General features: G+C 61.9%; 17 protein-coding genes. 7 read left to right on the top strand and 10 right to left on the bottom strand.

Annotated features, from left to right (window positions below; all coding sequences use genetic code 11):
- The first annotated feature begins 2 nt into the window (after positions 1-2).
- The 3 genes from L6D77_RS22505 (at position 3) to L6D77_RS22495 (ending at position 3,982) form a co-directional block, all read left to right on the top strand.
- Positions 3-1,097, top strand: a complete 1,095-nt coding sequence (locus L6D77_RS22505) for a GNAT family N-acetyltransferase/peptidase C39 family protein (protein ID WP_232883553.1) — start codon at positions 3-5, stop codon at positions 1,095-1,097.
- A gap of 147 nt (positions 1,098-1,244) precedes the next feature.
- On the top strand, positions 1,245-3,197 hold the full coding sequence (locus L6D77_RS22500) for a potassium transporter Kup (RefSeq protein WP_442964056.1): 1,953 nt from the start codon (positions 1,245-1,247) through the stop codon (positions 3,195-3,197).
- Positions 3,198-3,328: 131 nt separating this feature from the next.
- A complete protein-coding gene (locus tag L6D77_RS22495) occupies positions 3,329-3,982 on the top strand; it encodes an SMI1/KNR4 family protein (RefSeq protein ID WP_232883550.1) in 654 nt (217 codons plus the stop codon).
- A 163-nt stretch (positions 3,983-4,145) separates the two neighbouring features.
- On the opposite strand, the gene L6D77_RS22490 is transcribed toward L6D77_RS22495, so the two are convergent.
- The 7 genes from L6D77_RS22490 to soxR all read right to left on the bottom strand — a co-directional run bounded on the left by L6D77_RS22490 (position 4,146) and on the right by soxR (position 14,287).
- Positions 4,146-5,561, bottom strand: a complete 1,416-nt coding sequence (locus L6D77_RS22490; protein WP_232883548.1) for a C25 family cysteine peptidase — start codon at positions 5,559-5,561, stop codon at positions 4,146-4,148.
- Positions 5,558-6,871, bottom strand: coding sequence for a hypothetical protein (locus L6D77_RS22485; protein WP_232883547.1), 1,314 nt, complete (start codon positions 6,869-6,871; stop codon positions 5,558-5,560). Before L6D77_RS22485 ends, L6D77_RS22490 begins: the two co-directional genes overlap by 4 nt.
- A 27-nt stretch (positions 6,872-6,898) precedes the next feature.
- A complete protein-coding gene (locus L6D77_RS22480; protein WP_232883545.1) occupies positions 6,899-10,507 on the bottom strand; it encodes a WD40 repeat domain-containing protein in 3,609 nt (1,202 codons plus the stop codon).
- Entirely contained in the window at positions 10,504-12,567 is a 2,064-nt protein-coding gene (locus L6D77_RS22475; RefSeq protein WP_232883543.1) for a CHAT domain-containing protein, read from the bottom strand. Before L6D77_RS22475 ends, L6D77_RS22480 begins: the two co-directional genes overlap by 4 nt.
- A 113-nt stretch (positions 12,568-12,680) precedes the next feature.
- The gene (locus L6D77_RS22470; protein WP_232883542.1) at positions 12,681-13,022 is read right to left on the bottom strand and encodes a hypothetical protein; all 342 of its coding nucleotides are present in this window, start codon (positions 13,020-13,022) and stop codon (positions 12,681-12,683) included.
- 10 nt (positions 13,023-13,032) lie between these two features.
- A complete protein-coding gene (locus L6D77_RS22465) occupies positions 13,033-13,803 on the bottom strand; it encodes an SDR family NAD(P)-dependent oxidoreductase (RefSeq protein WP_232883540.1) in 771 nt (256 codons plus the stop codon).
- 34 nt (positions 13,804-13,837) lie between these two features.
- Positions 13,838-14,287: a redox-sensitive transcriptional activator SoxR gene (soxR, locus tag L6D77_RS22460; RefSeq protein WP_232883704.1), complete on the bottom strand. Its 450-nt coding sequence runs from the start codon at positions 14,285-14,287 to the stop codon at positions 13,838-13,840.
- Positions 14,288-14,405: 118 nt separating this feature from the next.
- Between soxR and L6D77_RS22455 the strand changes: the two genes are divergently transcribed.
- From L6D77_RS22455 to acpP, 4 genes are all read left to right on the top strand, one after another.
- Positions 14,406-15,500, top strand: a complete 1,095-nt coding sequence (locus tag L6D77_RS22455) for an efflux RND transporter periplasmic adaptor subunit (RefSeq protein ID WP_232883538.1) — start codon at positions 14,406-14,408, stop codon at positions 15,498-15,500.
- Positions 15,497-18,586, top strand: coding sequence for a MexW/MexI family multidrug efflux RND transporter permease subunit (locus L6D77_RS22450; protein ID WP_232883537.1), 3,090 nt, complete (start codon positions 15,497-15,499; stop codon positions 18,584-18,586). Before L6D77_RS22455 ends, L6D77_RS22450 begins: the two co-directional genes overlap by 4 nt.
- A gap of 210 nt (positions 18,587-18,796) precedes the next feature.
- Entirely contained in the window at positions 18,797-19,048 is a 252-nt protein-coding gene (locus tag L6D77_RS22445) for a hypothetical protein (RefSeq protein ID WP_232883536.1), read from the top strand.
- Positions 19,049-19,091: 43 nt separating this feature from the next.
- A complete protein-coding gene (gene acpP / locus L6D77_RS22440; RefSeq protein WP_232883535.1) occupies positions 19,092-19,331 on the top strand; it encodes an acyl carrier protein in 240 nt (79 codons plus the stop codon).
- Positions 19,332-19,595: 264 nt separating this feature from the next.
- Here the strand turns inward: acpP and L6D77_RS22435 are convergent, their stop codons facing one another.
- From L6D77_RS22435 to L6D77_RS22425, 3 genes are all read right to left on the bottom strand, one after another.
- Positions 19,596-20,975, bottom strand: a complete 1,380-nt coding sequence (locus tag L6D77_RS22435; protein WP_232883533.1) for an APC family permease — start codon at positions 20,973-20,975, stop codon at positions 19,596-19,598.
- 142 nt (positions 20,976-21,117) lie between these two features.
- On the bottom strand, positions 21,118-22,500 hold the full coding sequence (locus tag L6D77_RS22430; protein ID WP_232883531.1) for an aspartate aminotransferase family protein: 1,383 nt from the start codon (positions 22,498-22,500) through the stop codon (positions 21,118-21,120).
- A gap of 207 nt (positions 22,501-22,707) precedes the next feature.
- Positions 22,708-24,081: an MFS transporter gene (locus L6D77_RS22425; RefSeq protein ID WP_232883530.1), complete on the bottom strand. Its 1,374-nt coding sequence runs from the start codon at positions 24,079-24,081 to the stop codon at positions 22,708-22,710.
- Between the last annotated feature and the right edge of the window lie 197 nt (positions 24,082-24,278).

Raw genomic sequence — 24,278 nt, 5'->3', positions numbered from 1 at the left:
CCATGCCTTTTGATTTTCGCTTTGCATCGATGGCCGATATCGATCATCTGGCTGCCCTGGAGCAGCAGTGCTTCAGCCTCGATCGCCTGAGCCCGCGCAACTTCCACTGGATGATCAGCCGCGCCAACGCCTGCCTGATCGTCGCGCAGCGCAGCGGGCAACTGGCCGGTTATGCATTGCTGCTGTTTCATCGTGGCGCTTCGCTGGCGCGCCTGTATTCCATCGCGGTCGCCCCTGCCTGGCGTGGCCATGGCCTGGGCCAGCGTTTGCTCGACGAGGTCCAGGCGCGTGCGCTTGAACGCCATTGCGCCTGGGTGCGCTTGGAAGTGCGCGCCGACAACCCGGCCGCGGTCAGCTTGTACGAAGCCAACGGCTACCAGCGTTTCGCTGTGGTCGAGGATTACTACGAGGATCACGCCCAGGCCCTGCGTTACGAGAAACGCGTGCTGAGCGAGGCGCCGCCGCCGGCGCGGCAGGTGCCTTACTACGCGCAGACCACCGAGTTCACCTGTGGCGCCGCCTGCCTGATGATGGCCATGGCCGCGATTGACGGCACTCGGGTGCCCGACCGCGACGAAGAGATCCAGCTGTGGCGTGAGGCAACCACCGTTTTCATGACCGCCGGGCACGGTGGCTGCAGCCCTCAGGGCTTGGCGCTGGCGGCCTGGAGGCGAGGCTTCGCGGTGCATCTGGTGCTCAGCCAGGCGGGCTCGCTGTTTCTTGACGGCGTGCGCAGCGCCGAGAAGAAAGAGGTCATGCAACGGGTCGAGGACGGCTTCGCCCAGGCCTTGCTGGCGACCGGCGTGGAGCAGGTGGTCGCCCCTGGCCTGGACATACGTGCCGCACTGCAGGCAGGTTTCAAACCGCTGGTGCTGATCAGCAGCTACCGCTTTACGCGCCTGAAGGCACCGCACTGGGTGGTGGTGACCGGCTGCGACGAGCAGTTCGTGTACTTGCACGACCCGGATGTGGACCACAGCCGCCTGCGCACGCGCCTTGACTGCCAGCACCTGCCGGTCAGCCACGGCGAGTTCCAGCGCATGAGCAGCTTTGGCCGCCAGCGTGTGCGCGCTGCCGTGATGCTGCACGCGCGCTGACCCGTCACGTTCCTGGGCACGGTGCTTTTTTACGCTCTTTTTACGACCGGCAAGGTCGCTTGCAAGGATACTGGCCGCCTCTGCTGCCCGGTCCGCAGGGCCCCAGGCAGGTAGCCGGGGGCGGAGCGGGCGCCACGCGAGGTCGTCATGCACAAGGAGGGCAGGCGCTTTCCACCTGCCAGCCCAGAGACGTCATCCGTGAGCCAGAGCGTTACCGCTGCAAACCCAACCCTCCCCGGAAAAACCACCGCTATCGGCACCCTCGTAGCCGCGGTCGGCGTGGTGTATGGCGACATCGGCACCAGCCCGCTGTACACCCTCAAGGAAGTCTTCTCCGGCCATTACGGTGTGCAGGCCAATACCGCCGGCGTGCTCGGCGTGCTGTCGCTGGTGTTCTGGTCGTTGATCTGGGTGGTGTCGATCAAGTACGTGCTGTTCATCCTGCGGGCCAGCAATCAGGGCGAAGGCGGCATCATGGCCCTGACCGCGCTGGCGCATCGGGCTGCGGCGCCCTATGCGCGTCTGGGCAAGGGCCTGGTGCTGCTGGGCCTGTTCGGCGCCGCGTTGTTCTACGGCGACAGCATGATCACCCCGGCGATATCGGTGCTCTCGGCCGTGGAGGGCTTGCAACTGGCCTTCGACGGGATTGAGCACTGGGTGGTGCCGTTGTCGGTGGTGGTGCTGGTGGCGCTGTTCGTCATCCAGAAGCACGGCACGGCGCGTATCGGCATCCTGTTCGGGCCGGTCATGGTGCTGTGGTTCGTCGTGCTCGGCGCGCTTGGCGTACACGGCATCGCCCAGCGCCCCGAGGTGCTGCAGGCGCTCAACCCGGCCTGGGCGGTGCAGTTCTTTGTGGTCCACCCTGGCATGGGCGTGGCCATCCTGGGCGCCGTGGTGCTGGCGTTGACCGGCGCCGAAGCGCTGTATGCCGACATGGGCCACTTTGGCCGCAAACCCATCGCAAGGGCCTGGTTCCTGCTGGTGCTGCCGGGCCTGGTGCTGAACTACTTCGGCCAGGGCGCGTTGATCCTTGGCAACCCGGACGCGGTGCGCAACCCGTTCTACCTGCTCGCCCCCGAGTGGGCCCTGCTGCCCATGGTCGGGCTGGCCACACTGGCCACCATCATCGCCTCCCAGGCGGTGATTTCCGGCGCCTTCTCCCTGACCCGCCAGGCCATCCAGCTCGGCTATGTGCCGCGCATGTTCATCCAGCACACCTCCAGCGAAGAGCAGGGGCAGATCTACATCGGCATGGTCAACTGGGCGTTGATGGTCGGCGTGGTCCTGTTGGTGGTGGGTTTCGAGTCCTCCAGTGCACTGGCCGCCGCCTATGGCGTTGCGGTGACCGGCACCATGCTGATCACCACCTTGCTGGCCTCGGCGGTGGTGCTGTTGCTGTGGAAGACGCCGCGCTGGCTGGCGATCCCGCTGTTGCTGGGTTTTCTGCTGGTAGACAGCCTGTACTTCGCCGCCAACGCCCCGAAGATCCTCCAAGGCGGTGCCTTCCCGGTGATCGCCGGGGTTGCCCTGTTCGTGCTGATGACCACCTGGAAGCGCGGCCGCCGGCTGATCGTCGAACGGCTCGACGAAGGCGCGCTGCCACTGGACCTGTTCATCGCCAGCCTGCAGTACCAGCCGCCCCACCGGGTCAAGGGCACGGCGGTGTTCCTCAGCGCCCGGGCCGATGCGGTGCCGCACGCGCTGTTGCACAACCTGCTGCACAACCAGGTGCTGCACGAGCAGGTGGTGCTGCTGACGGTGGTGTTCGAGGACGAACCGCGGGTCAGCGCTGGCAAGCGTTTCGAGGTAGAAGCGTTCGGCGAGGGCTTCTTCCGCGTGAGCCTGCATTTCGGCTTCATGGAAGAGCCAAACGTGCCGCTGGCCTTGAGCCGCTGCCAGCGCGACGACCTGGAGTTCGCAGCCATGCGCACCACCTATTTCCTCAGCCGCGAAACCGTCATCGCCAGCAAACGCATGGGCATGGCCAGGTGGCGCGAGCACCTGTTCGCGTTCCTGCTCAAGAATGCCAACAGCAACCTCAAGTACTTCCAGCTGCCGCTGAACCGGGTGATCGAGCTCGGGACCCAGGTCGAGATGTGAGCTGACCGGCGGGCTCAAACCCTTGGCCCTGGCGGCCTGTCAGGGGTGTGACTGGTGTTGTCTGGTTGGTTTCGACCACGGCGCGCTCAGTCGTGCTCTATGCTCAAGCCTTCGCCGATAGGGGGGCTGCAATGAAAGCAACGTTAGAGCGACTGGATACGTGGTTGGAAGCCAACCTTGAAGAAGTACATGACGACCTGAAGCCAGGCTGCACCGAGGCCGCATTGGCTGAGTTCGAAGCGCTGGTCGGACGGGATTTTCCAGAGAGTTTGAAAGCGCTCTATCGATGGCACGACGGGCAAACAGGCAAGGCGAGCACGGGGCCGTTCTTTGGGTTGACGTTCCTGCCGTTGGCAGAGGCTCTTAAGCATTGGGCGTCGTGGCGGGACATTGTCGAGGAGTGGTCTGACGAAGACATGTCGGTCAATAGCGACTTTTGCACGTCGTCGCCATCGGGGGCCATCAAGGCGCTCTATGCCAACCGCTACTGGGTTCCGTTTGCCTACGACTATGGCGGCAATCACCTGGGGGTGGACCTGGACCCGGCGGAGCAGGGTACCGTGGGGCAAGTGATCAACTTTGGCCGCGATGAAGAAGAGAAATTTGTGGTGGCCAGTTCTGTGGAGGCTTTCATCGAGTGGCTGGTCGAGCAGTTCGAGACTGGCAATGTGGCGATAAAGGTAGGGGATGATGGGGCGCGCAGCCTGAATACCAAGGTGCCGGAGTTGCATCACTTTTTGGATTCGGTGCATGTTTTGTTTGCCGAGCAGCGGCCGGGAGGGTGAGGGCCTGCAGCGTCAGCGCCTGGGGTAGCCAGACTGCAGCGGTGTGATGCTCAAGCGCCAGTCTTGCGATCAGCTGTGTGCCCCCCAGGTCGCTGGCGACAGCTTTGCAGCGCCTTGAAAATCGAGCGTCGCCCGGCGACCTTTCTTGCAGCTGCAAAGCAGATCAATCGCTGGCCGCCTTGAGTTTCACTGCGGGATCTCCAAGCACCACATAATTGCGTAAGTCATCGCGAGAAGTGCGTAGCGCCAACAACTCGTTGTCATTGAGCTTTCCATAGGCTTTATCGTTGAGCGCACTGATCAGCTCTGTGCTCAACACCCCCCACTGATTATTGAACGTATCTGTCGCTTGACCTATGCGCTGCCCTGACATCAAACGCCCCATGATGTCACGGAAACCCTGCGTCTGTGTTTGCCCTGTACTGGTGCGAAAACTCGATGCCCAGGCCCTGTCGACATGACCCATTGAAGCCAGGGCGCCGCCTTGCGCAAGCGACAGCAGGCGTTGCGGTAGTCGAGCTGTCAACGCTCTCTCGGCCAGTCGGCCAGGCACATCAGCTTTCATGCTGAAATTGTCGAACTCTGGAGTACCGGCACCATAGCAGGCAAAAAAGAAGTGAATCAGCCCGTGAACATTGGCCTTGTCTGGAACATCGCTCGCGGCGAACCAATGGTCACTGGAGATGTTGCCGTAGCCCGGCCAATCTTGGCACACAAGGGCTCCCTGGGTTGAGGCCTGGCGGACATCGTCGGCATTGAATGCCATGCCATGGGTGCCGGTGAACAGGATCGAAGCGGGCCGATCCGTGGCTGTCATGAGTCGCTTCAGGGTTGCCTTGGTCGACTGATCCTGCAGGTAGGCGTTAATGTTGAAACCGAACCGTCTACCCAGTGGTTCACGCTTGCCATCACCTTCGCTCAAGGGTATGGCGACCGACTGGTTGAACAACTGTGTGGCACGGTCGAAGTCATGGCAGGTGGCGAACAGGTCGATTTCCCTGCGCGTAAAGCGCCAATGATCCTGCTCGAAGCTAACGACGCTCTGAGCGTAATTTCGGTACTCATCCAGGGAGTTGAAGTCCAGGCGACCAACACCAGCAACGATATCCAGGGAGTACTGGAAATCAAACGGGATACCATCAGGTGGCCCGACCAGGGTCAGGTAGAACGGCACATCGTTTGCCGGGTCGATTAAATTGAGTGTCGCGCCATGGCGGTTCAACCATTTGCTGGCACTTTCACCTTTACGGTAGCCATCGATGCCCGAAAAGATTCGAAAGCGCTTGTCCGCCTGTTGTTGCCTGAGCGCGAGCAGTGCGCCCAGCGCTTCGATAAAAGGCGCGGGGTCGACCGAGCCTTCGAATACAATGCCCCATCCTACATCGGAAAGGTCGTCCATATCGTATCCAAACGGGACTGCAAAGGTATCCGTTCGAGGTGCAGGGCCGCCGACGCAGTCGCTGATTCTGGACTCCTGTTCGAGCTGTGCGCTAACGCTGCCATCAATCTCTGCAGTCAGCGGATGCCCCGTTGATGCATGGACGCCAAATGCGAAGGGCCCATCAAACGCTTCGTTCATACCGAGTCTTCCTTTGGCAGTGCGGCCTGCCAGATCAGGTGAGCTACCTCGGGCCCGGCGATATCGCTGTGAGCACCCGAAATGCCGTCGATCTTGTTGATGAAGTGGCTACCATCAACGTTGTAGACCTTGCCGGGGAGCATGGCGTAAGGTTCCTCGGCAGCTTTCATGGCGAGGCTCTCGGTGTCGTCTGTGCCGCAGATGCCAAAGGCACCTATTGCGCCGTATCGAGGTAGGGAAGGGAAGGCGTCCTGACCGGCGACGCCAGCCGCCCATGGGTAGATCCGGCCTACCGCATAGTCATGCTTGGAACGAGTGGCGACCAGGGGGCCTTTAACCTTGTGTTGGCTCAGGATGTTTTCGAAGTAACCGGGACTGCCGCCCTGATAATGCACTGACGCAGCATACGACCAGAGAGAGAGTGCCCCTTGTACCAGCACGCAGGAATCGACAGGTCTGCGCAGAGGTGTTGCTCCGTCTGCGCCTGCAATTGCCGCACTTGCGACGATACAACCGAAGCTATGCCCCATCAGGTGGATGCGCAAGTTGGGTGATGCGCCTTGCAGGCGTGCAAGCAATGGCCTCAGGCCCTGTTCGCCGACTGTTCTGGCGCGCTTTTTCATTGTCCAGAATGTCAGTTGCCGCAAGGGCGAAAGCAGGCGGTCACCCCACCCCCCTAAGGCGAATGCCTGATCGTCCTGCTCGTTGAATGTGCGATCGGGATCGAAGGCGAGTCGATCTGCAGAACCCTCACCGGGCTGGCCCTCTTCACCTAGTTCCAATGCTGAATTCAGGGCCAGGTAGGCGGTTCGTGCGTCTTCGCTGAGGACGTCCATGCTTGCGTTCCGGCGCAACGCCTCGAACACTGCACGCAGCGCGACGCGGACCTCGAATGAGTCGCCCAACTGCTCGGCATAATGATTGACCCAACCCTCGAGCGGTAATGCGGGCTCGGCGGCGAAACTGTCGCCGGCGACCAGGGAACCTTCACCCCAGGCTAGGCTTGGCCAGTGAAAACCCAAGTGCAATGACTTGAAACCAGGCCTGCATGCCTGCATCAATGCCTGATCCGTTGGCCGGTCGACAAACGCCTTTGTCCAACTGTCAAACTGGCCAAAAGCTTTGCCGACGCCCTGCAGCCAGCCGTGGATCTGAATAAAAACGTCAGTCGCCTGTGCAGCTGCGTTTATCAGGTCGTCGCTCAGGTAGCCATTGCTTGCGTCTGGATCTTGGGCGTTTTCAATCCCGTGTTCGTCAACCGCCAGCATGAAATAACTCACCTCGGTGCCGGGAATAGTGCGGTAGGGCATATTCGACCTCCGTCATTGGCATAATCGCTATGGCCGTTTGCAAGGCTCTGGCTTTTCGGACAAGGTTTGGAAGTACTGCGCTCGTTCGTTGTCGCTGAAGTCACGGTCGGTCGCCAGTTTGCAGGCCCTGTTTATCCAGCTCTGTAACCGCAGGTCCCAGATAGCGGTACCGGAGGCAGACGACGAGACCAGCCATTGGCCGTCCTTGGCCAGTGCCAGGCTGTTGATCTCTGATTCATGGAAGTCCTGGCCAATCTCCAGGGGTAACTGCGAGTCTTTCTGGTACACGTACAAGTGGCCATTGCTGTCCCCCATCGCCACTGTGCCTTCTTCACTGACTGCCAGTGCGGCCGGTTCCACGGTTGAGGCACTCTGATAGGGTTTGGCTTCGGCGGTGGGGCCGTTCAGGGTGGCGAAGTACAGTTGCCCCACGAAGTTTCCGAACCAAAGCGTGTTGCCGGTCGAGTCGAAGGTCAGTGCCAGGACATCACCACGCGGCTTGGACAGGGTATAGGGTGCCGGCTGGAGCTGCGGGCACCCGGCGGCACCGTTGATCACGGTCCAGAAGCGCACTTTGTCACCCTTGACCGTGGCGAAATCCTGGCTGTTGGGGCGAAATGCCAGAATTCGAATGCTGCGGGGGAAGTCTTCAGGGACTTTGAGTTCACAGGTAACGGTGTGCTCGGGTGTCAGGGCCAGCAGCAGGTTCCTGGGCAAGGTCTCCACGTGGAGCACAGTACCTGTTGCGTTGACGTTGATTGCCAGGATCGTTTCGTTTTTTTGCAGAGGTAGGTCGAGCATCACCTGCGCATCGATCGGTTCATCGTCAATTACGCTCACCTGACGCGCTTGCGCTATGAACAACGCTTTGGCCGACGGTGCTCGTGCCAGGGCCACGATGGTGTCCTGTGAGGCGTGGCGAGACGTTGCCGGCGCGGCGTTATCCGGATCGATGGTGGAGACCGTGAGGAGGTTTCGGTTTGCGGTGAACAGGCGCGGTACCGCTTCGTCAACGGCCACTTGGGCAATGCCATCGGTGTCGGGTAGCAGCTGGCCGAAAGGGGGTTTTCCGCCTTCAAGGGAGACGTTCAGTAGATCGCCTTTTTCGGTCGTGATGAAGGCAGATTTTCCGTCAGCCACAGGTGCAATGCTCACCAATTGTCTTGGCAGCTGGATGACTGTCCTGACCCGTCGCAATGCTTGGGCATCGTCAGAAAAAGACCAACGCTTGAGTTGGCCATCCAGGCTGGCGGAGAGCAGCGATCCGTCGGCCAGGTAGCTTAACTGGACGACGCCACGCTCATGGGCATCCAGACGCAGGAGCAACTTGCGCGAGGTCAGGCTCCAGATGAAGATTCGTCCTGCGCGATTGCCGGCTGCCACGAATTGCCTGTTGGCACTGATGGCGATGCTGTAGAACGCACCTTTGAAGTTGTCCTCCTTCGGAACCGGCTCTAGGTACGTTTTTACAACCTTGCCGTTGGCGTAGCTGAAAAGGTTTACCCGTTCCGCGGCCGAAATATCGGTTACTGCCACGGAGCTACCTGCATCGAAGGTTGCCAGCGCCGAGACTCGGGAAAGTACCCTGGCACTCCATAAAGGCTCCGGGGCATTTGACTTCGTCGGATCGATACGCCACGCGCCAACTATGCCCCTTTCGAAACCGGCGTAGAGGATGTCGCCTGCAGCCGTCAAGGAGCGGATTGCGCTCTGCATTCGCGGCGCGTTCGGGTCGTCGGCTTTTGCCGTCGCCCCTCCAATCAGCTGCCGGGTGGTCAGGTTCCAGACTCTGATGTTTCCTTCGCTGTCACCCGTGGCCAATTGGTCATTACCGAGCAAGGCCAGGGTGCGAATTCCTTTGGGGTGAGCTTGTTCGAGGGCATTGGCGTCCAGCTTCCAGGCCTGGGTGGTGGGTATGCCTTCGCGGATTTCCACGCTATGCCGACCTTCTCCTATTTCAGCCAGTATCAGGCGTGAAGGCTCGAACAAGACTACGCGGGATTTTCCGTCGCCGAGCGCTTCCACCGATTCGATCTGGCGCGACTTGTTCAGGTAGTCGCTCAACACCGTTCTGAAATTCAGCCCGAAAGACTGAGGTTCCTTTTCTTGCAGTTGCACGCCGACCACCGTTGCAAGTGCACCCAGGTCCACCCCAGGTTTGCCACCCAGAATGGATAGCACGCCTGCCTGCACCGCGTTGGCTTTGCGTGTTGCGGCCAGGTTGGCCTGGGTCGTCACCCACTGCACAGAGAGAAACACGCCGATAAGCGTTGCGGTAAGTGCAACTGCCCAAGCCCCATGCCAACGCCATTTGCTGGTGTGATACTGGCGATACGCATGCAGGAAGCGCACCTCGGTATCAGAAAACTGATCATCCACCGCAGCCTTCGGGAAGTGGCGTGTACTGTGCGCGCGCAGGGTCTTGAAGTAGCTTGGCTGCTCGCCGCCCAGGTGCCAGGCATGAGCCAATTGCTGCCAGACTTCCAGGTTCTTCAGGCGCCACGTTTCGATGCTGCGCCGAATTGGGCTGGCCAGCCGGTCATGGGCCAACTCGTACCATTCTCCGTCTTCCCGACTTTGTCGACGGATCAGGTGAACGCTTTCCAGCGTGGCCAGTTCGGACAGGGTAGGGCAGTCCTTGTCAGCTGGGTCGATCATCGCAGGTGCCCGCAGGCAGCTGTGAGTCAGCAGCTTTCTGTCGATCCAGTCGCGAAGTCGGCTCCCTCTTGGTGCGCGCGGGGCTGTCATGTCCAGGGCCTTGTCACAGTAATCCTGCAAAGCGGTTTCGGCGTTGTAGTTGGCCAGGTCACCTATATGGATGCTGCTTACTACCTGCTTACTGCTGGCAAGTCGGTCCCACAGATCGGAACAGATGACTTGCAGCAGCACCGGCTCCACTGCATTTGTGCAGCGGACCTCAAGCGTGCCGGTGACAGTACGCACATGCATTTTGCTCAGTTCGCGTACAAGGTGGACGGCCGCGTCTTCGCCGTTCTCGGCTGGAAACTGGACACCGAGCGTTTCTGCAGGACCTTTGACGGCCTCGACAGCCTGGTCGGGGGTCAGTTGAGTCAGGCGAAAAGTATTGGTGAGGCGTGTGGGAATGACCTCACGAAAACTATCGAGCCATGAAAAGTATTCTTCCCGCATGCTGGCGATAAACCATACCGAGCCCTTGTTCAGCAGCTCACCTAGCTGATTGAAGAAGGTTCGCTGCTGCTCGGCATTTGCTCCGTTGGTAAAGATTTCTTCGAACTGATCAAGGACCAGCAAGGCACGTTTGGCCGGGTGGCTTTGAGGGATTTCGAGGCGGCTGAAGTAGGTGCACAAGGTATCGTCGGCAAGTTTTTGGCCAAAACCTCGCTCTTCCAGTTGCAGCAGCAATGCCTCTACCGGATCGGTAGTCTCCTTGCGGACCGCACGCATAACCGGCAAGACATGAAAGCGCTCCGTCAGCCTCGCCACCAGGCCGTTCTGGGCCATGAGCAACGAAGTCTTGCCTGCGCCGGACGGTGAATAAAGTACGATGATGCGATCTGCGATAAGCCGCCATTGCAATTCATCGATTTCGGCATCGCGTCCAAACAGATGTTGATGGCTACCGAACGGGCCAGGTCCTACATAGGGATTGTTCATGACCGCCTCTGAGTACGGCTTCTGAGCTCGCAGATGAATGTCGGCACATCTCCCCAATAAAGGCGCAGGTGCTTGGTCTTGGTCTGCAGATATTGTTCGATGTAGCGTCGCGCGCTCCCTGGGTCGAGAATACTGTTCGGATCCACCTGTACAGACAGGTGCTCGTAGTCGGCGAGCAAGTCACGACCTTCCAGTTGCAGAAGGCTGCGAAACAGGATGCGGAACTCCCATGAGTCGGCTTGAAAACCAATGAACAGTAATGCACTGCAACTGAGCCGGAAGCGGACGACGGGAGGTACCGCGTCCTTCATGGAGGTCGCTTTGCTCAAATAATCGAAGAACTGGTCTTCCGTCATGACCAGCGAACCTGTTTCGCTCAAGTCGCCGAACAGCTTGACGACAATTGGATACTCGGCTGAAGGCTTCTGGTTCGCCGGCACGGGGTTGTCGGCAACGTATTGATCGTCGCAACGCTCCGCATGTTCGTTCCAGCGTAATAGACGCACGCGTGGACTGGCTCCCGCCTCCCTCAACGCATCGATGAGCAGGTCGCTTGGGTCGGTGGTCACATAGAGTGGAAGGCGGTAGTGGGCCAGTACCGCATGGGGGTCGCTTGGGTCGCGCGTTCGTATGTTGCTTCCTACGGTGGAGATCAGCCGATTCAAGTTCTTGATGGCGCGTGCGTCCAGGCTGCGCAACTCATCGGGCACATCATTTGGGAAGCGCTCGAGTATCCGTTTGTAGACACTCTTGCACAATTCCCGAATGGGAAATGGCCCCTGCCGAGTAACAGCAAGGTACTGGGCGATTTGCGGTAGGTCTTCGATGTCCCGCCCGCTCATCGGGTAGCGATACATCTCCCCCCAGAGCGCAGCCAACTCCCGTCGTGAACCGAAGAGTGTTTCCTGCATCGTCGGCCCGAGGATTGGGGTACATTCGCCCTGGTTCAGGTTGTCGACGATGGAGTCCCAGGGGTCAAGTTCATCATCACCGGCGCCAAACCCGGGTGGGTACCAGATACGTGCACTGTCAAGACGGGTGAAGACGACGGGCATCCACCAGTCCGGGCTGTGCATCACATGAGACCTTGCACTGGCAGCCGCTCGGTCTACTTCGCCATGCTCGGCAAGCTCTTTGAAGAAGATGGGCATGAAGGTGGCAGCGGTTGCCATGGAAAACTTGCCTTGCATCGCTAAAACGGCAGGCACACCTTCTTTGGCCAGCATTGGGCCAATGGCTGTCAGCGCATCGCGCGCGGGTGAGCCTGCGGCAGCACTTTGGCATGAGCACAGCACGATCAGGCTGGGCGGTCGATCAAGTGCGGCAATACGGGAGGCAAAGTCCTCACCGGTCACCAGGTCGGCGCTGCCCTGCGCATCCTCAAGCCAGAGCGCTGGACCTTTTGGCCCCATCATGCCGTGGCACATAAGGTAGAGCACATCGATACCTTCCTGTAGCTGCTCCATCACTGCCGGCAAGGTGGTGCGGCCATGTTCGGCGAGCGTGATCGCACGCACCGGATATAGCGCCTGCCGGGCAATGTCCAGCTCGCGGTCCACGTCGATAGGGGTAAAAACTTGAGACAGGTCGCCAGGGTTGGCAATCACCAGCAATGCCTTGATGTCCTGTTTGGCGCGCAACATTGGCAACCTGAATTCACGAGTGAACAAGTAGCGTGAGAATACACAGTGACCATTGCGCAATAAGGGAAGGTCTGGGTATGCGGGGTGGACCAGCGTTTCCCATGGTAGGTTATGCAATGCTGAAGTGCTTGGATCGACACGCAGACGTATACGCAGTGGCACACCGGCTTGGCTGGCGTGATTCTGCGCAGCCATGAACACATCGCGAATATCTTTATTGGAAAATAATGCGGTTGACAGTATCTGACCGGCAAGTAAAGGGTCACCGCTGAATAGCTGAGGGTCGTCTATTTTCAACTCGAGCGGCGCGGTGGGCGTGATGCAGTCGCCTTCTTTAAGGCGTCTTCGGGCATTGACCTGATAGTTGTGGTCTTCATTCTGAAGAATCACAACCTCGAGTTCGGAATAGCTCCTCATAGTATTCACCCGCTGCAACAGTCAAGGTTGTCAGACATGACTCACGAGACAACTCTGCCTGCACCTACGACGTTGTTGGCAAGGCTCGACGGGTGGTCGGACTGAGCTTGGTGTCAATCCAAACTGCGGATAGTCCTGGGCAGGTCGTGATCGCTGAACCAGATGGTGCTCATCGGATTGGATCCACCGCTGCTCATGTTTTGGTTTAGCTTGATTGTGGATGGCTGTCCATTGCCATTCGGCGCTTCAGTTTTGACGTTGTGCAATCCAGATGGGGTACGGATTTGTTCCGTTTTCATTTCATCGGCGCCAACAGTCACCCCCACATCGGCAATGCCGGAAACTTGACCCGATGCGATTTGGTTATGCCCATCAAACACAGGAGCCCAACCCCCCATACCGGTGGTCAGTGAGGAGGATGATGGCGAGTGCAGCGTGAAGTCCAAGTTGCGCAAGGAGCATCAGTCACCAGTCGATTGACCGACCGTCCCAGGCCCAGAATGTACCGCTGTGTTCTGGGCCGTGCTGGGCAACCAAATCCAGGATGCATCGCGCGGCGAAGGCCGGCTCGAACAGCTTGCCCGGCGCAACATTGGTCTGAAACGGCCGTGACAGCCGGGTATCTGTGGTACCGGGGTGAATCGCCAGCACTGTCGAGGCCGGGTTCAGCCGCCTGAGCTCGATACTGGCGGTCCGCAACAGCTGGTTGAGCGCCGCCTTGCCGGCCCGGTAGCTGTACCAGCCACCCAGGCGGTTGTCGCCAATCGACCCGACCCGCGCCGACAGCGCGGCGAAGGTGGTGGGCTGCTGGCGCAGCAACGGCAGCAAGTGCTTGAGCAGCAGGATCGGGGCGAAGGTGTTGGTGGCGAAACTCGCTTGCAGGCTGGCGAGGTCCAGTTGTGCCAGGGACTTCTCTGCCCGTGCCGGTGCGTCGTGCAGTACGCCCAAGGTGCAGAGCACCAGGTGCAGGTGCTGGCAGATGGCGCCCACTTGCCGCGCCAACCTTTCCAGCGCTTGTTCGTCGCGGGCGTCGCAGTCGATGCGGGTCAGGCGTTGGCCGTGTTGCTGGGCCAGGGCTGCCAGCTCTGGTGATCGGCTTGCCTGGCGCGAAACGGCAAAGACTTGCACCACGTCATCGCGTGCCAGCAACTGCGTGCACAGTGCCAGGCCGATGCCCTGGCTGGCGCCGCAGACTAGGACGCTGGCTGACTCAAGGGGATCAGTGATCAGACTCACAGGAATCTCCAGATGCGTGTGGACGCTTTCGGAATCAAGGCTCGCCAGCTGTCCGGCTGCCGCTCTCGAGGATCCTGGGGCCGGCACCTTCCTGGCCCAACACATCACCCGGGTTACGCAATGGACAATCCTCCAGCGACAGGCAACCGCAACCGATGCAATTGTCGAGGCTGTCACGCAGGGCTTCCAGCGTGCGGATACGCGCGTTCAGGTCTTCTCGCCAGGCCGATGACATTTCGCCCCACTGGGCGGCGGTGAGCTTGCTGTTGGGGGCGTAGCGGCCCAGGGCGCGCTTGATTTCCTCAAGGGGAATACCGGTGCGTTGCGCCACCTTGATGATGGCGATGGTGCGCAGCACCAGCGCCGGGAAGCGCCGCTGGTTGCCCGCCGTGCGGGTGCTGGCGATCAGCCCCTTGGTCTCGTAGAAGTGCAGCGTAGACACGGGTACGCCACTGCGCCGGGTGACTTCTCCCACGGTAAGCAACCGTGAACTGTCGGTAGTTGAATTAGCTGCCACGCCTGTTGACCTCAAGTTAAGTTGAGCTCTTATAGTCCCGTCCGATCTTTCCTGCAATCGTTTCCCCTGATGATCGGAGCCATGGATGAACAAGAGGACCCTATTGGCCTGGGCTGTGGTGGCCTGCGTGCTGGCCGGTGCATACACCCTCACGCGCAGCGGTTCGGCGGCCCAGTCTGTGGCGGCTTGGCCTGCGACCAAGGTTGCCCTGGCCACGGCCGAGCAGGTCGAGCTGGCGCGCCAGCGTTTTGCCTCGGGGGAGCTGGAGGCGGTCAATCAGGTGCAGGTGGCGGCGGAGGCGGCGGGGCGCGTCACGCGCATCGCCTTCGAGTCCGGGCAGGCAGTCAGCGCCGGGCAGTTGCTGGTGCAACTCAACGATGCCCCGGAGCAGGCCCTGCGCCTGCAGTTGCGTGCCAAGCTGCGCAATGCCGAAGTGGTGCTGCAGCGGGCGCGCAAGCTGCGGGTGATGAATGCGGTCTCCCAGGAGTTGTTCGACAACGCGGCGACCGCGGTGGATGTGGCCAGCGGCGAGCTGCAGCATGTCGAAGCGCTGATCGCGCAGAAAGCCATACGCGCACCCTTCGCCGGCAGGATCGGCATTCGCCGGGTGCATCAGGGCCAGTACCTGGGGCCCGGCGAGACCATCGCCAGCCTGGCGGATGCCCGTCAGCTGCAGGTCAACTTCTCGCTGGGCGAGGAGGCCACGCCTGGCGTGCGCGTCGGGCAACTGCTGACACTGAGCGTGGATGCCGTGCCGGGGCGTGATTTCCAGGCGCGGGTGGTCGCTGTCGACCCCGTGGTCAGCAAGGCGCGCCAGGCCCAGGTGCAGGCCACCCTGGCCAACCCGGACGGGCAGTTACAGCCGGGCATGTACAGCGGCGTGCGCCTGGAGGCGGCGCAGCCGTCGAGGGTGCTGGCCGTGCCGGAAACCGCGATTACCTACACCGCCTACGGGCAGACGGTGTTCATCGCCACCCAGGACCCGGTGCACGGCACCCGTGTCAACCGGGTGCGGGTCACCACCGGCGAGCGCTGGCAGGGCCGCGTGGAGATCCTCTCTGGCCTCGCGCCAGGGGACCGGGTGGTGGTCTCCGGCCAGTTGAAACTGGGCGACGGCATGCAGGTCGAGCCGGTGGCCCAGGACAGCCTGCAGGGCGTGGACGGGAGCCGGCAATCGTGAGGTTCACCGATCTCTTCGTGCGCCGCCCGGTGCTGGCGCTGGTGGTCAGCAGCCTGATTATCCTGATGGGGCTGTTTGCCATGGGCAAGCTGCCGATCCGCCAGTACCCGCTGCTGGCCAGTTCGACCATCTCCATCAGCACCGAATACCCCGGCGCTTCCGCCGAGCTGATGCAGGGCTTTGTCACCCAGCCGATCACCCAGGCGGCCTCGTCGGTAGAGGGCGTCGACTACATGACCTCGTCGTCCCAGCAGGGGCGCAGCCTGATCACCCTGCGCATGGTGCTCAACCGTGACCCGGCCCAGGCGCTGGCCGAGACCATGGCCAAGGTCAACCAGGTGCGCTACCGCTTGCCGGAAAAGGCCTATGACCCGGTGGTGGAGCTGTCGGCGGGCGATTCGACGGCGGTGGCCTATGTGGGCTTTGCCAGCGACAGCCTGTCGATCCCCGAGCTGAGCGACTACCTGGCGCGGGTGGTCGAGCCGCAGTTCTCGGGCATCGACGGCGTGGCCAAGGTGCAGTCCTTCGGCGGGCGACGCCTGGCCATGCGCCTGTGGCTGGACAGCGAGCGGATGGCCGGGCGTGGGGTGACGGCCGCCGATGTGGCGCAGGCGGTGCGCGCCAACAACTACCAGGCGACGCCGGGGCAGGTGCGCGGGCAGTACGTGCTGGCCGATATCCAGGTCGATACCGACCTGACCCGGGTCGAGGGTTTCCGTGACCTGGTCATCCGCAACGATGGCACGGACCTGGTGCGCCTGCGGGATGTGGGCACTGTCGAACTGGACGCGGCGGCCACCCAGACCAGCGCGACCATGGACGGCAAGCCGGCGGTGCACCTGGGCTTGTTCCCCACGCCGTCGGGCAACCCGCTGGTGATCGTCGAAGGCATCCGCCAGTTGCTGCCGCAGATCCAGCAAACCCTGCCGCCTGGCGTGACGGTGGCGCTGGCCTATGAGACCGCGCGCTTTATCGACGCCTCGATTGACGAGGTGCTGCGCACGCTGGTCGAGGCCATGTTGATCGTCGTGCTGGTGATCTGGTTGTGCCTGGGTTCGCTGCGCAGCGTGGTGATCGCGGTGGTGGCCATCCCGCTGTCGATGCTCGGGGCGGCGGGGCTGATGCTGTTGTTCGGCTTCAGCCTGAACCTGCTGACCTTGTTGGCGATGGTCCTGGCCATCGGCCTGGTGGTGGACGATGCGATCGTGGTGGTGGAAAACGTGCATCGGCATATCGAAGAAGGCCAGACGCCGGTTGCCGCGGCCCTGGCCGGTGCGCGGGAGATCGCAGGTCCCGTGATCGCCATGACCCTGACCCTGGCGGCCGTGTATGCGCCGATCGGGATGATGGGCGGGTTGACCGGCACACTGTTCCGCGAGTTTGCCCTGACCCTGGCCGGGGCGGTGATGGTGTCCGGCGTGGTGGCGCTGACCCTGTCGCCGGTGATGAGCTCGCTGCTGTTGCAACCCGCCCGCCAGCACGGGGCGGGCGCGAACCGGGCCGACCGGTTTTTCGGGGTACTGACCGGGGCCTACGCGCGGGTGCTGGCGTTCACCCTGGCGCGGCGCTGGATCGGCGGTGGGGTGGCGCTGCTGCTGTGCCTGAGCCTGCCCTGGCTGTACCTGCTGCCACAGCGCGAGTTGGCCCCGCCGGAGGACCAGGCGGCGGTGCTGACGGCCATCAAGTCACCGCAACATGCGAGCCTGGACTATGTCGAGCGCTTTGCCCTCAAGCTCGACCAGGTGATGAAGTCGATGGCGGAAACCACCGATACCTGGATCATCAATGGCACCGATGGCCCGGCGGCGAGCTTTGGCGGCATCAACCTCAGTGCCTGGGAGGCGCGCGAGCGCTCTGCCGCGCAAGTGCAGGCGCAGTTGCAGCAGGCTGTCGCGGACATCGAGGGCAGCAGTATCTTCGTGTTTCAGGTGGCGTCGCTGCCGGGCTCCAGCGGTGGATTACCGGTGCAGATGGTCATGCGCAGCGCGCAGGACTACCCGGTGCTGTACCAGACCATGGAAACCTTCAAGCAGCGGGCCCGGGACAGCGGCCTGTTCAGCGTGGTGGACAGCGACCTCGACTACAACAACCCGGTGGTCAAGGTGAGCATCGACCGGGCCAAGGCTGCCAGCCTGGGCATCCGCATGCAGGACATCGGCGAGTCGCTGGGCGTGCTGGTGGGTGAGCAGTACCTCAACCGCTTTGCCTTGCTCGGGCGCTCCTACGATGTGATCGCGCAGAGTGTGCAGGACCAACGCTTGACGCCCGCGGCGCTGAACCGGCAATACGTGCGTGCCGAAGGCGGCAGCCTGGTGCCGCTGTCCACTGTGGTGAGGCTGGACATCGACGTCGCGCCGAACCGTCTGCTGCAGTTCGATCAGCAGAACGCCAGCACCCTGCAGGCGATCCCCGCGCCGGGTGTCTCGATGGGCAACGCGGTGGCGTTTCTCGAACAGCTGGCCGGCGAGCTGCCGCCGGGCTTCAGCCACGACTGGCAGTCGGAGTCACGCCAGTATGTGCAGGAAGGCTTCGCCTTGATGGGGGCGTTTCTTGCGGCCCTGGTGGTGATCTATCTGGTGCTCGCCGCGCAGTACGAGAGCCTGGTGGACCCGCTGATCATCCTGGTGACCGTGCCGCTGTCGATCTGCGGGGCGCTGCTGCCCCTGGCGCTGGGCTGGGCCACGCTCAACATCTATACCCAGATTGGCCTGGTGACGCTGATCGGCCTGATCAGCAAGCACGGCATCTTGATGGTGGAGTTTGCCAACGAGATCCAGGTGCGGGACAACCTCGACCGCGCGTCGGCCATCCTGCATGCCGCGAAGATCCGCCTGCGGCCGGTGCTGATGACCACGGCCGCGATGACCTTTGGGGTGATCCCGCTGCTGTTCGCCAGCGGGGCGGGGGCCAACAGTCGCTTTGGGTTGGGGGTGGTGATCGTCTGCGGCATGCTGGTTGGTACTTTGCTCACCTTGTTTGTGCTGCCTGCGGTCTATGCCTGGCTGGCGCGGGATCATCGGGTGACGACGTTGCGCCAGCAGCAGTTGGTGGAGGCGGATCGGCGGCTTGGGGCAGAGGTGGGTTGAGCGGCGGGTAGCTGGTACGCCCGCAGTGCCGCCGCTGACGCCATGCCCACTAACGACAACTTGCTCGGCGTTTGCTTAGAGCAGCAGTGCATAAGTAACAAGGAATCATCATGAATGGATCTGGCTACCTGTCATTTTTGACAGTAGTCAGTGAAGCCGTGCACTCAGTACGCTCAAGGTCGACGGCACAGCTCACACAGGAGCACGACCATGACAAAGGCTGAACTTGAAAAGTTTGTACAGGTGAAAATCGATGAAAAGGCCAACATCATCCTGAATGAACGGGTAACACATGATGATGCCGCATTTGGGGAGTTGAGGATTTATTCCTGTTTGCGGCGAATCCTGAACGGCAAGGCGAACTTGGAAGATATCGGTGTGTTGCATGCCGTCAATGATTTGATTCAGGCGATGGGCATTATGGCTCCCGGCGAGAGCCTTGGTTCTAAGCTGAAACCTTAGGTTCCCGAGTCATGGCTCAGTAAGAAGGCATGAGGGTATGAGTATGAGTGGTAATATCGAGCAACGGGTGAAGAGTATAGTTGTGAGCCAGCTGGGTGTGGCTGCGGACCAGGTTAAAAATGAATCAAGTTTTGTCGACGATCTGGGGGCGGACTCCCTCGATAGCGTTGAACTGATCATGGAGTTGGAAGAGGCGTTCGAGTTAGAGATTGCTGACGAAGACGCTGAAAAATTAACGACCGTTCAAAAAGTGGTTGATTACATCGCAAAGAGCAAGTCTTAAAACAACAACACAACAGCCGTTACGAACAAGAGAATAAGAGCTCGTCCCAGAAAACGGCACTCAGGTGCTCGGTCTCACAACGTCATGGTGGACCCTTGGACCGTTCGGATCACATGAGCACAGGCCAGAAGACCTTTGCTGAGGTAATCCAAGCGGTCCGACAGGGTGCCAGATGTAGCTGATAGTTGGCTGATGACGCTGCTCAAGCCGCGCTGGCCAAAGGCAGGCGGTGGTCGCAAGCCAGTATCCAGGGAAAAGCCTGCCTCACTCCGCCATCTGCAAAGCCGGCAACTTGACCCGGAACGCCTTGGTAATCCCCAGCAAGCACAGGAACCCCAACGCCATCCAGCTCAAGCCGATCATGAACGACATGCTCGACAGGCTGGTCCACAACCAGATGGTGGTCAAAAACCCCAGCGCCGGAATCGCGCCATACAGCAGCCAGTTGCGGCCGCCGCGCAGTTTCTGGTCCACCAGGTAGTGCTTGACCACCGCCAGGTTCACCGCCGAGAAGGCAAACAGCGCACCGAAGCTGATCATGTTGGCGACAGTGTCGAGCGTGATGAACAGGGCGATCAGCGATAGCACGCTGACCAGCATGATCGCGGTGGCGGGTACGCGCTTCTTGGTCACCAGGCGACCAAACACTTTCGGCAGCGCGCCGTCGCGGCCCATGGCGAACAGCACCCGCGACACGCTGGCCTGGGACACCATCGCCGAGGCGAAGCAGCCGGCCACGTAGGTGGCGGTGAAGGCGGTGACCATCAGCTCGCCGCCGACACGGCGCATCACGTCCAGCGAGGCGGAGTCCGGGTCTTTGAAGATGGCCCACTCGGGGAACACCATCTGCGCGCACCACGACACGATCAGGAACAGCAGGCCGCCGAACAGGGTCACCGCCATGATCGCAAGCGGGATGCGGAACTTGGGGTTGGCGGTTTCCTCGGCCATGGTCGATACCGCATCGAAGCCCAGGAACGACAGGCACAGCACGGCCGCGCCGGTCATGATCAGCGGCATGTCGAAGCCTTCGTGGTGGAACGGCTTGAGCAGTGAAACCGGCTCGGCCTGGCTGCCCAGGTTGTGGATCGACAGGCCGACGAAGACCACGATGAACACCAGTTGGGCCACCACCAGCACGCAGTTGACCCGGGTGATGGACTCGATGCCGATCAGGTTGAGGAAGGTCACCAGGGCGATGGAGCCGAGCACCCACACCCAGGCGTGCACGGCGGGGAAGTACTCGGCCATGTAGATGCCGATCAGCAGGTAGCTGAGCAGCGGCAGGAAGATATAGTCGAGCAGCAGGGTCCAGCCGGCCATGAAGCCGAAGTAGCTGCCGAAGGCTTTGCGGGTATAGGTGTACACCGAGCCGGAAAACGGGTGGGCCTGGACCATGCGCCCGTAGCTGTAGGCGGTCAGCAGCATGGCGGCCAGGGTCAGCAGGTAGGCGGTGGGCAGGTGGCCCTTGGTCATCTGGGTGACCAGGCCGTAGGTGGTGAACACCGCCAGCGGCACCATGTACGCCAGGCCGAACAGCACCAGCGCGGTCAGGCCCATGGACTGCCGGAAGCGGCCGCTTGCGCTGGCCTGCGACGGAGAATGCTGGGAATGAGTGTCAGCTGTATTTGTTGTTGTATGCATTGCGAACTCCTGGAAATTGACGACAGGACGCCGCGATACGCGCAGGGCGCGTACCGTCTGGAGAGCTTTATGTGAGGCGGGGGCGGCCGGGGCCGTGCACGCAAGCCGCCCACCCTGGTTGGGGGTGGGCGGCGAGTTCAGGTCAGAGCTTGCCGACCAGGCGGGCGGTGCGGTCGACGGCGATGCGGGTCTTCTCGACCAGCTCGTCGAGTTCGGCGCGGGTGGCGATCAGCGCTGGGGCCATGATCATGCGGCCGAGGGTGGAGCGGATGATCACGCCTTCTTCGAAGCCGAAGGTGCGGCACTGCCAGGCCAGGTCGTTTTCGTTGGCGAAGCGCTTGCGGGTGGCCTTGTCCTCGGCGAACTGCAGGGCGCCCAGCAGGCCGGTGCCCTGGATGTCGCCGATCAGCGGGTGATCGGTGAAGGCTTCGCGCAGCAGCTGCTGCAGGTAGGGGCCGGTGTCGTCCTTCACCGTGCGCACCACGCCCTCGTCGCGCAGGGCCTTGAGGTTGGCCACCGCCACCGCGGCAGCCACCGGGTGGCCGGAGTAGGTCAGGCCGTGGGCAAACACGCCGCCGCGCTCCACCAAGGCCTCGGCGATGCGCTTGCTCAGCACCAGGCCGCCCATGGGCACGTAGCCGCTGGTCAGGCCCTTGGCGATGGACAGGGTGTCGGGCTGGAAACCGAAGTACTCGTGGGCGAACCATTCGCCGGTGCGACCGAAGCCGCCGATGACTTCATCGGCGCACAGCAGCACGTCGTACTGGCGGCAGATGCGCTGGATTTCGGGCCAGTAGCTCTCGGGCGGGAAGATCATGCCGCCAGCGCCCTGGAAGGGTTCGGCGATGAAGCCGGCGACGTTCTCGGCGCCCAGTTCGAGGATCTTCTCTTCCAGTTGCAGGGCGCAGCGCTTGCCGAACTCGGCCGGGGTCAGCTCGCCGCCGGCGGCGTAGAAGTACGGCTCGTCGATGTGGGCGATGTCGGGGATCATGCCGCCCATCTCGTGCATGAACTTCATGCCGCCCAGGGCGGTGGCCGCCAGGGTGGAGCCGTGGTAGCCGTTCCAGCGGCCGATCATGATCTTTTTCTGCGGCTGGCCGACCACTTGCCAGTAGCGGCGCACGGTGCGAATCAGCACCTCGTTGGCCTCGGAGCCGGAGTTGGTGTAGATGGCGTGGCTGTAGTGGCCTGGTAGCAGGCTGAACAGCAGCTCGGACAGTTCGATCACCGCCGGGTGGGTGGTGTGGAAGAACATGTTGTAGTAGGCCAGCTGGTCCATCTGCGCGGCGGCGGCGGCGGTCAGGTCGCGACGGCCATAGCCGAGCTGGGTGCACCACAGGCCGGACATGCCATCGAGGTAGCGGTTGCCGTCGTTGTCCCACAGGTTCAGGCGCTCGCCGCGCACCATCACCCGTGGCCCCTCGGCGTTCAGGGCCTTCTGATCCAGGAACGCATGGATGTGGTGGGCGGCGTCGGCCTGCTGGTAGTCCTGGGTCTGGCGTTGCGGTGCGAAGGGAGCATTCATGGCTTTTTCTCTTTCTTGGAAGTCGCGCAAGGGGGATGCAATCGGGGGCAGGTCCTCTGCTTGAACGGGCGCCGGTCCTGGGCCCTGGGGTTGGAGAAATGCTCCCACACCCGCGCAATCGCCGAAATCACCCGTTTTGGTGAGTGGCGTGTCTTCCAAAAGAGCATGTGCCAGGTAGCGAAAGGGCCGCTGAGCGGCCCTTGGTTGCTAGTGGGTGAATGCCTTCAAACTGCCCTTGCGGCTGGCCTCATAGGCTTCGCGCGCCATGGGTTGGGCCTGGGGGTTGCCCAGGTCTTCCATGGCCAGGCGGTGCGTCTCTGGCGCCAGGTACGCGGCAAAGGCGCACACGCAGGTGATGAAGAACGCCAGGCCACCGACCACCAGCGGGATGTTGTCCGAACCCGGTGGCGCCACCATGGCGAACAGCGCTGGCAGCATGGCGGTGAGCATGGTGCCGATGTTCTGCGCGATGGCCATGGCCGAGACGCGGTAGCGGGTCTGGAACAGCTCTGGGTAGAAGCTTGGGAACACCGCGTTGTAGCCCTGGTAGACCATGCCCCACATGACGATCGAGGCGACGAACGCCAGCGGCACGTTCTGGATGCTGATCGCGTACAGGTAGACGAAGGCCAGCAGGCCCGAGCCCAGGCAACCGGCGATCATGGTCGGGCGGCGGCCGATCTTGTCCGAGAGGTTGCCGACGAAGGGGATCACCAGCACCGCGACGATGTTGCCCACCACCGGGATCCACAGGTACACGCTCTTGTCGAAGCCGATGCCGTAGGCCGGCTGCACCGCGTAGGCCGCGCCGAAGATGGTGGCGACCACCGGGATCACGTTCATCAGGGCCATGAACATCACCAGCACCATGTGCTTCCAGCTGTGGCGGAAGGCTTCGCTGATCGGCGACTTGGCCACCTTGTCCTGTTTCTCTTCCTGGACGAAGGCCGGGGTCTCGTGCACCTCTTTACGGATGATGAAGCCGGCGATCAGCACCACGGCGCTCATCAGGAACGGGATGCGCCAGCCCCACTCGTTGAACGCGTCGCTGGGCATGAAGTAGGCCAGTGGCAGGAACACCGCCGCCGCCATCACCTGGCCGGCCTGCACACCCTGCAGGGTAAAGCTTGCGTAGTAGCCGCGGCGGCCGAAGGGGGCGTGCTCCATGATCATCGAGCTGGCCCCGGAGATCTCGCCGGCCACGGCGAAGCCCTGCACCAGGCGCAGCACCACCAGCAGCGCCGGGGCGAGCAGGCCGATGTCGTGGTAGGTGGGCAGCAGGCCCACGGCCATGGTCGACAGGCCCATCAGGAACATGCACAGCAGCAGCACGTTCTTGCGCCCACGGGTATCGCCCCAGTGGCCAAGCACGAAGGCACCCACCGGGCGCGCCAGGTAACCCACGCCATAGGTGGCCAGCGAGGCGATGATGGCCATCTTCGGGTCGGTGTTGGGGAAGAAGATCTGCGGGAAGATCAGCGCCGCGGCCTGGGCATAGATGAAGAAGTCGTAGTACTCGAGGGCAGAGCCGATCCACCCGCTGGCGGTGGCTTTCTTGGCTTGGGAACTTGAGTGGGCCATGTTGTCTCCGTTGTTCTTGTCAGGGGCCGGGGGTCAGCGCGCGCAGGGCACGGCAACGGGGCTATGGAGAGAAGACGAACGAGGCGATGCGGGTCGCAGGGCGAGGAAGCTGTGCATAGGTCGGTACCCGTTTTATTGAACTTATTATGTGGTGACGTTGGGCTGTACAGCGCAGGTTCCGCCGAACGACCGGCGTG

This window comes from Pseudomonas parasichuanensis (genome assembly GCF_021601385.1).
Lineage (GTDB): Bacteria > Pseudomonadota > Gammaproteobacteria > Pseudomonadales > Pseudomonadaceae > Aquipseudomonas > Aquipseudomonas parasichuanensis.
This window is presented reverse-complemented; position numbering and strand designations above follow the sequence as displayed.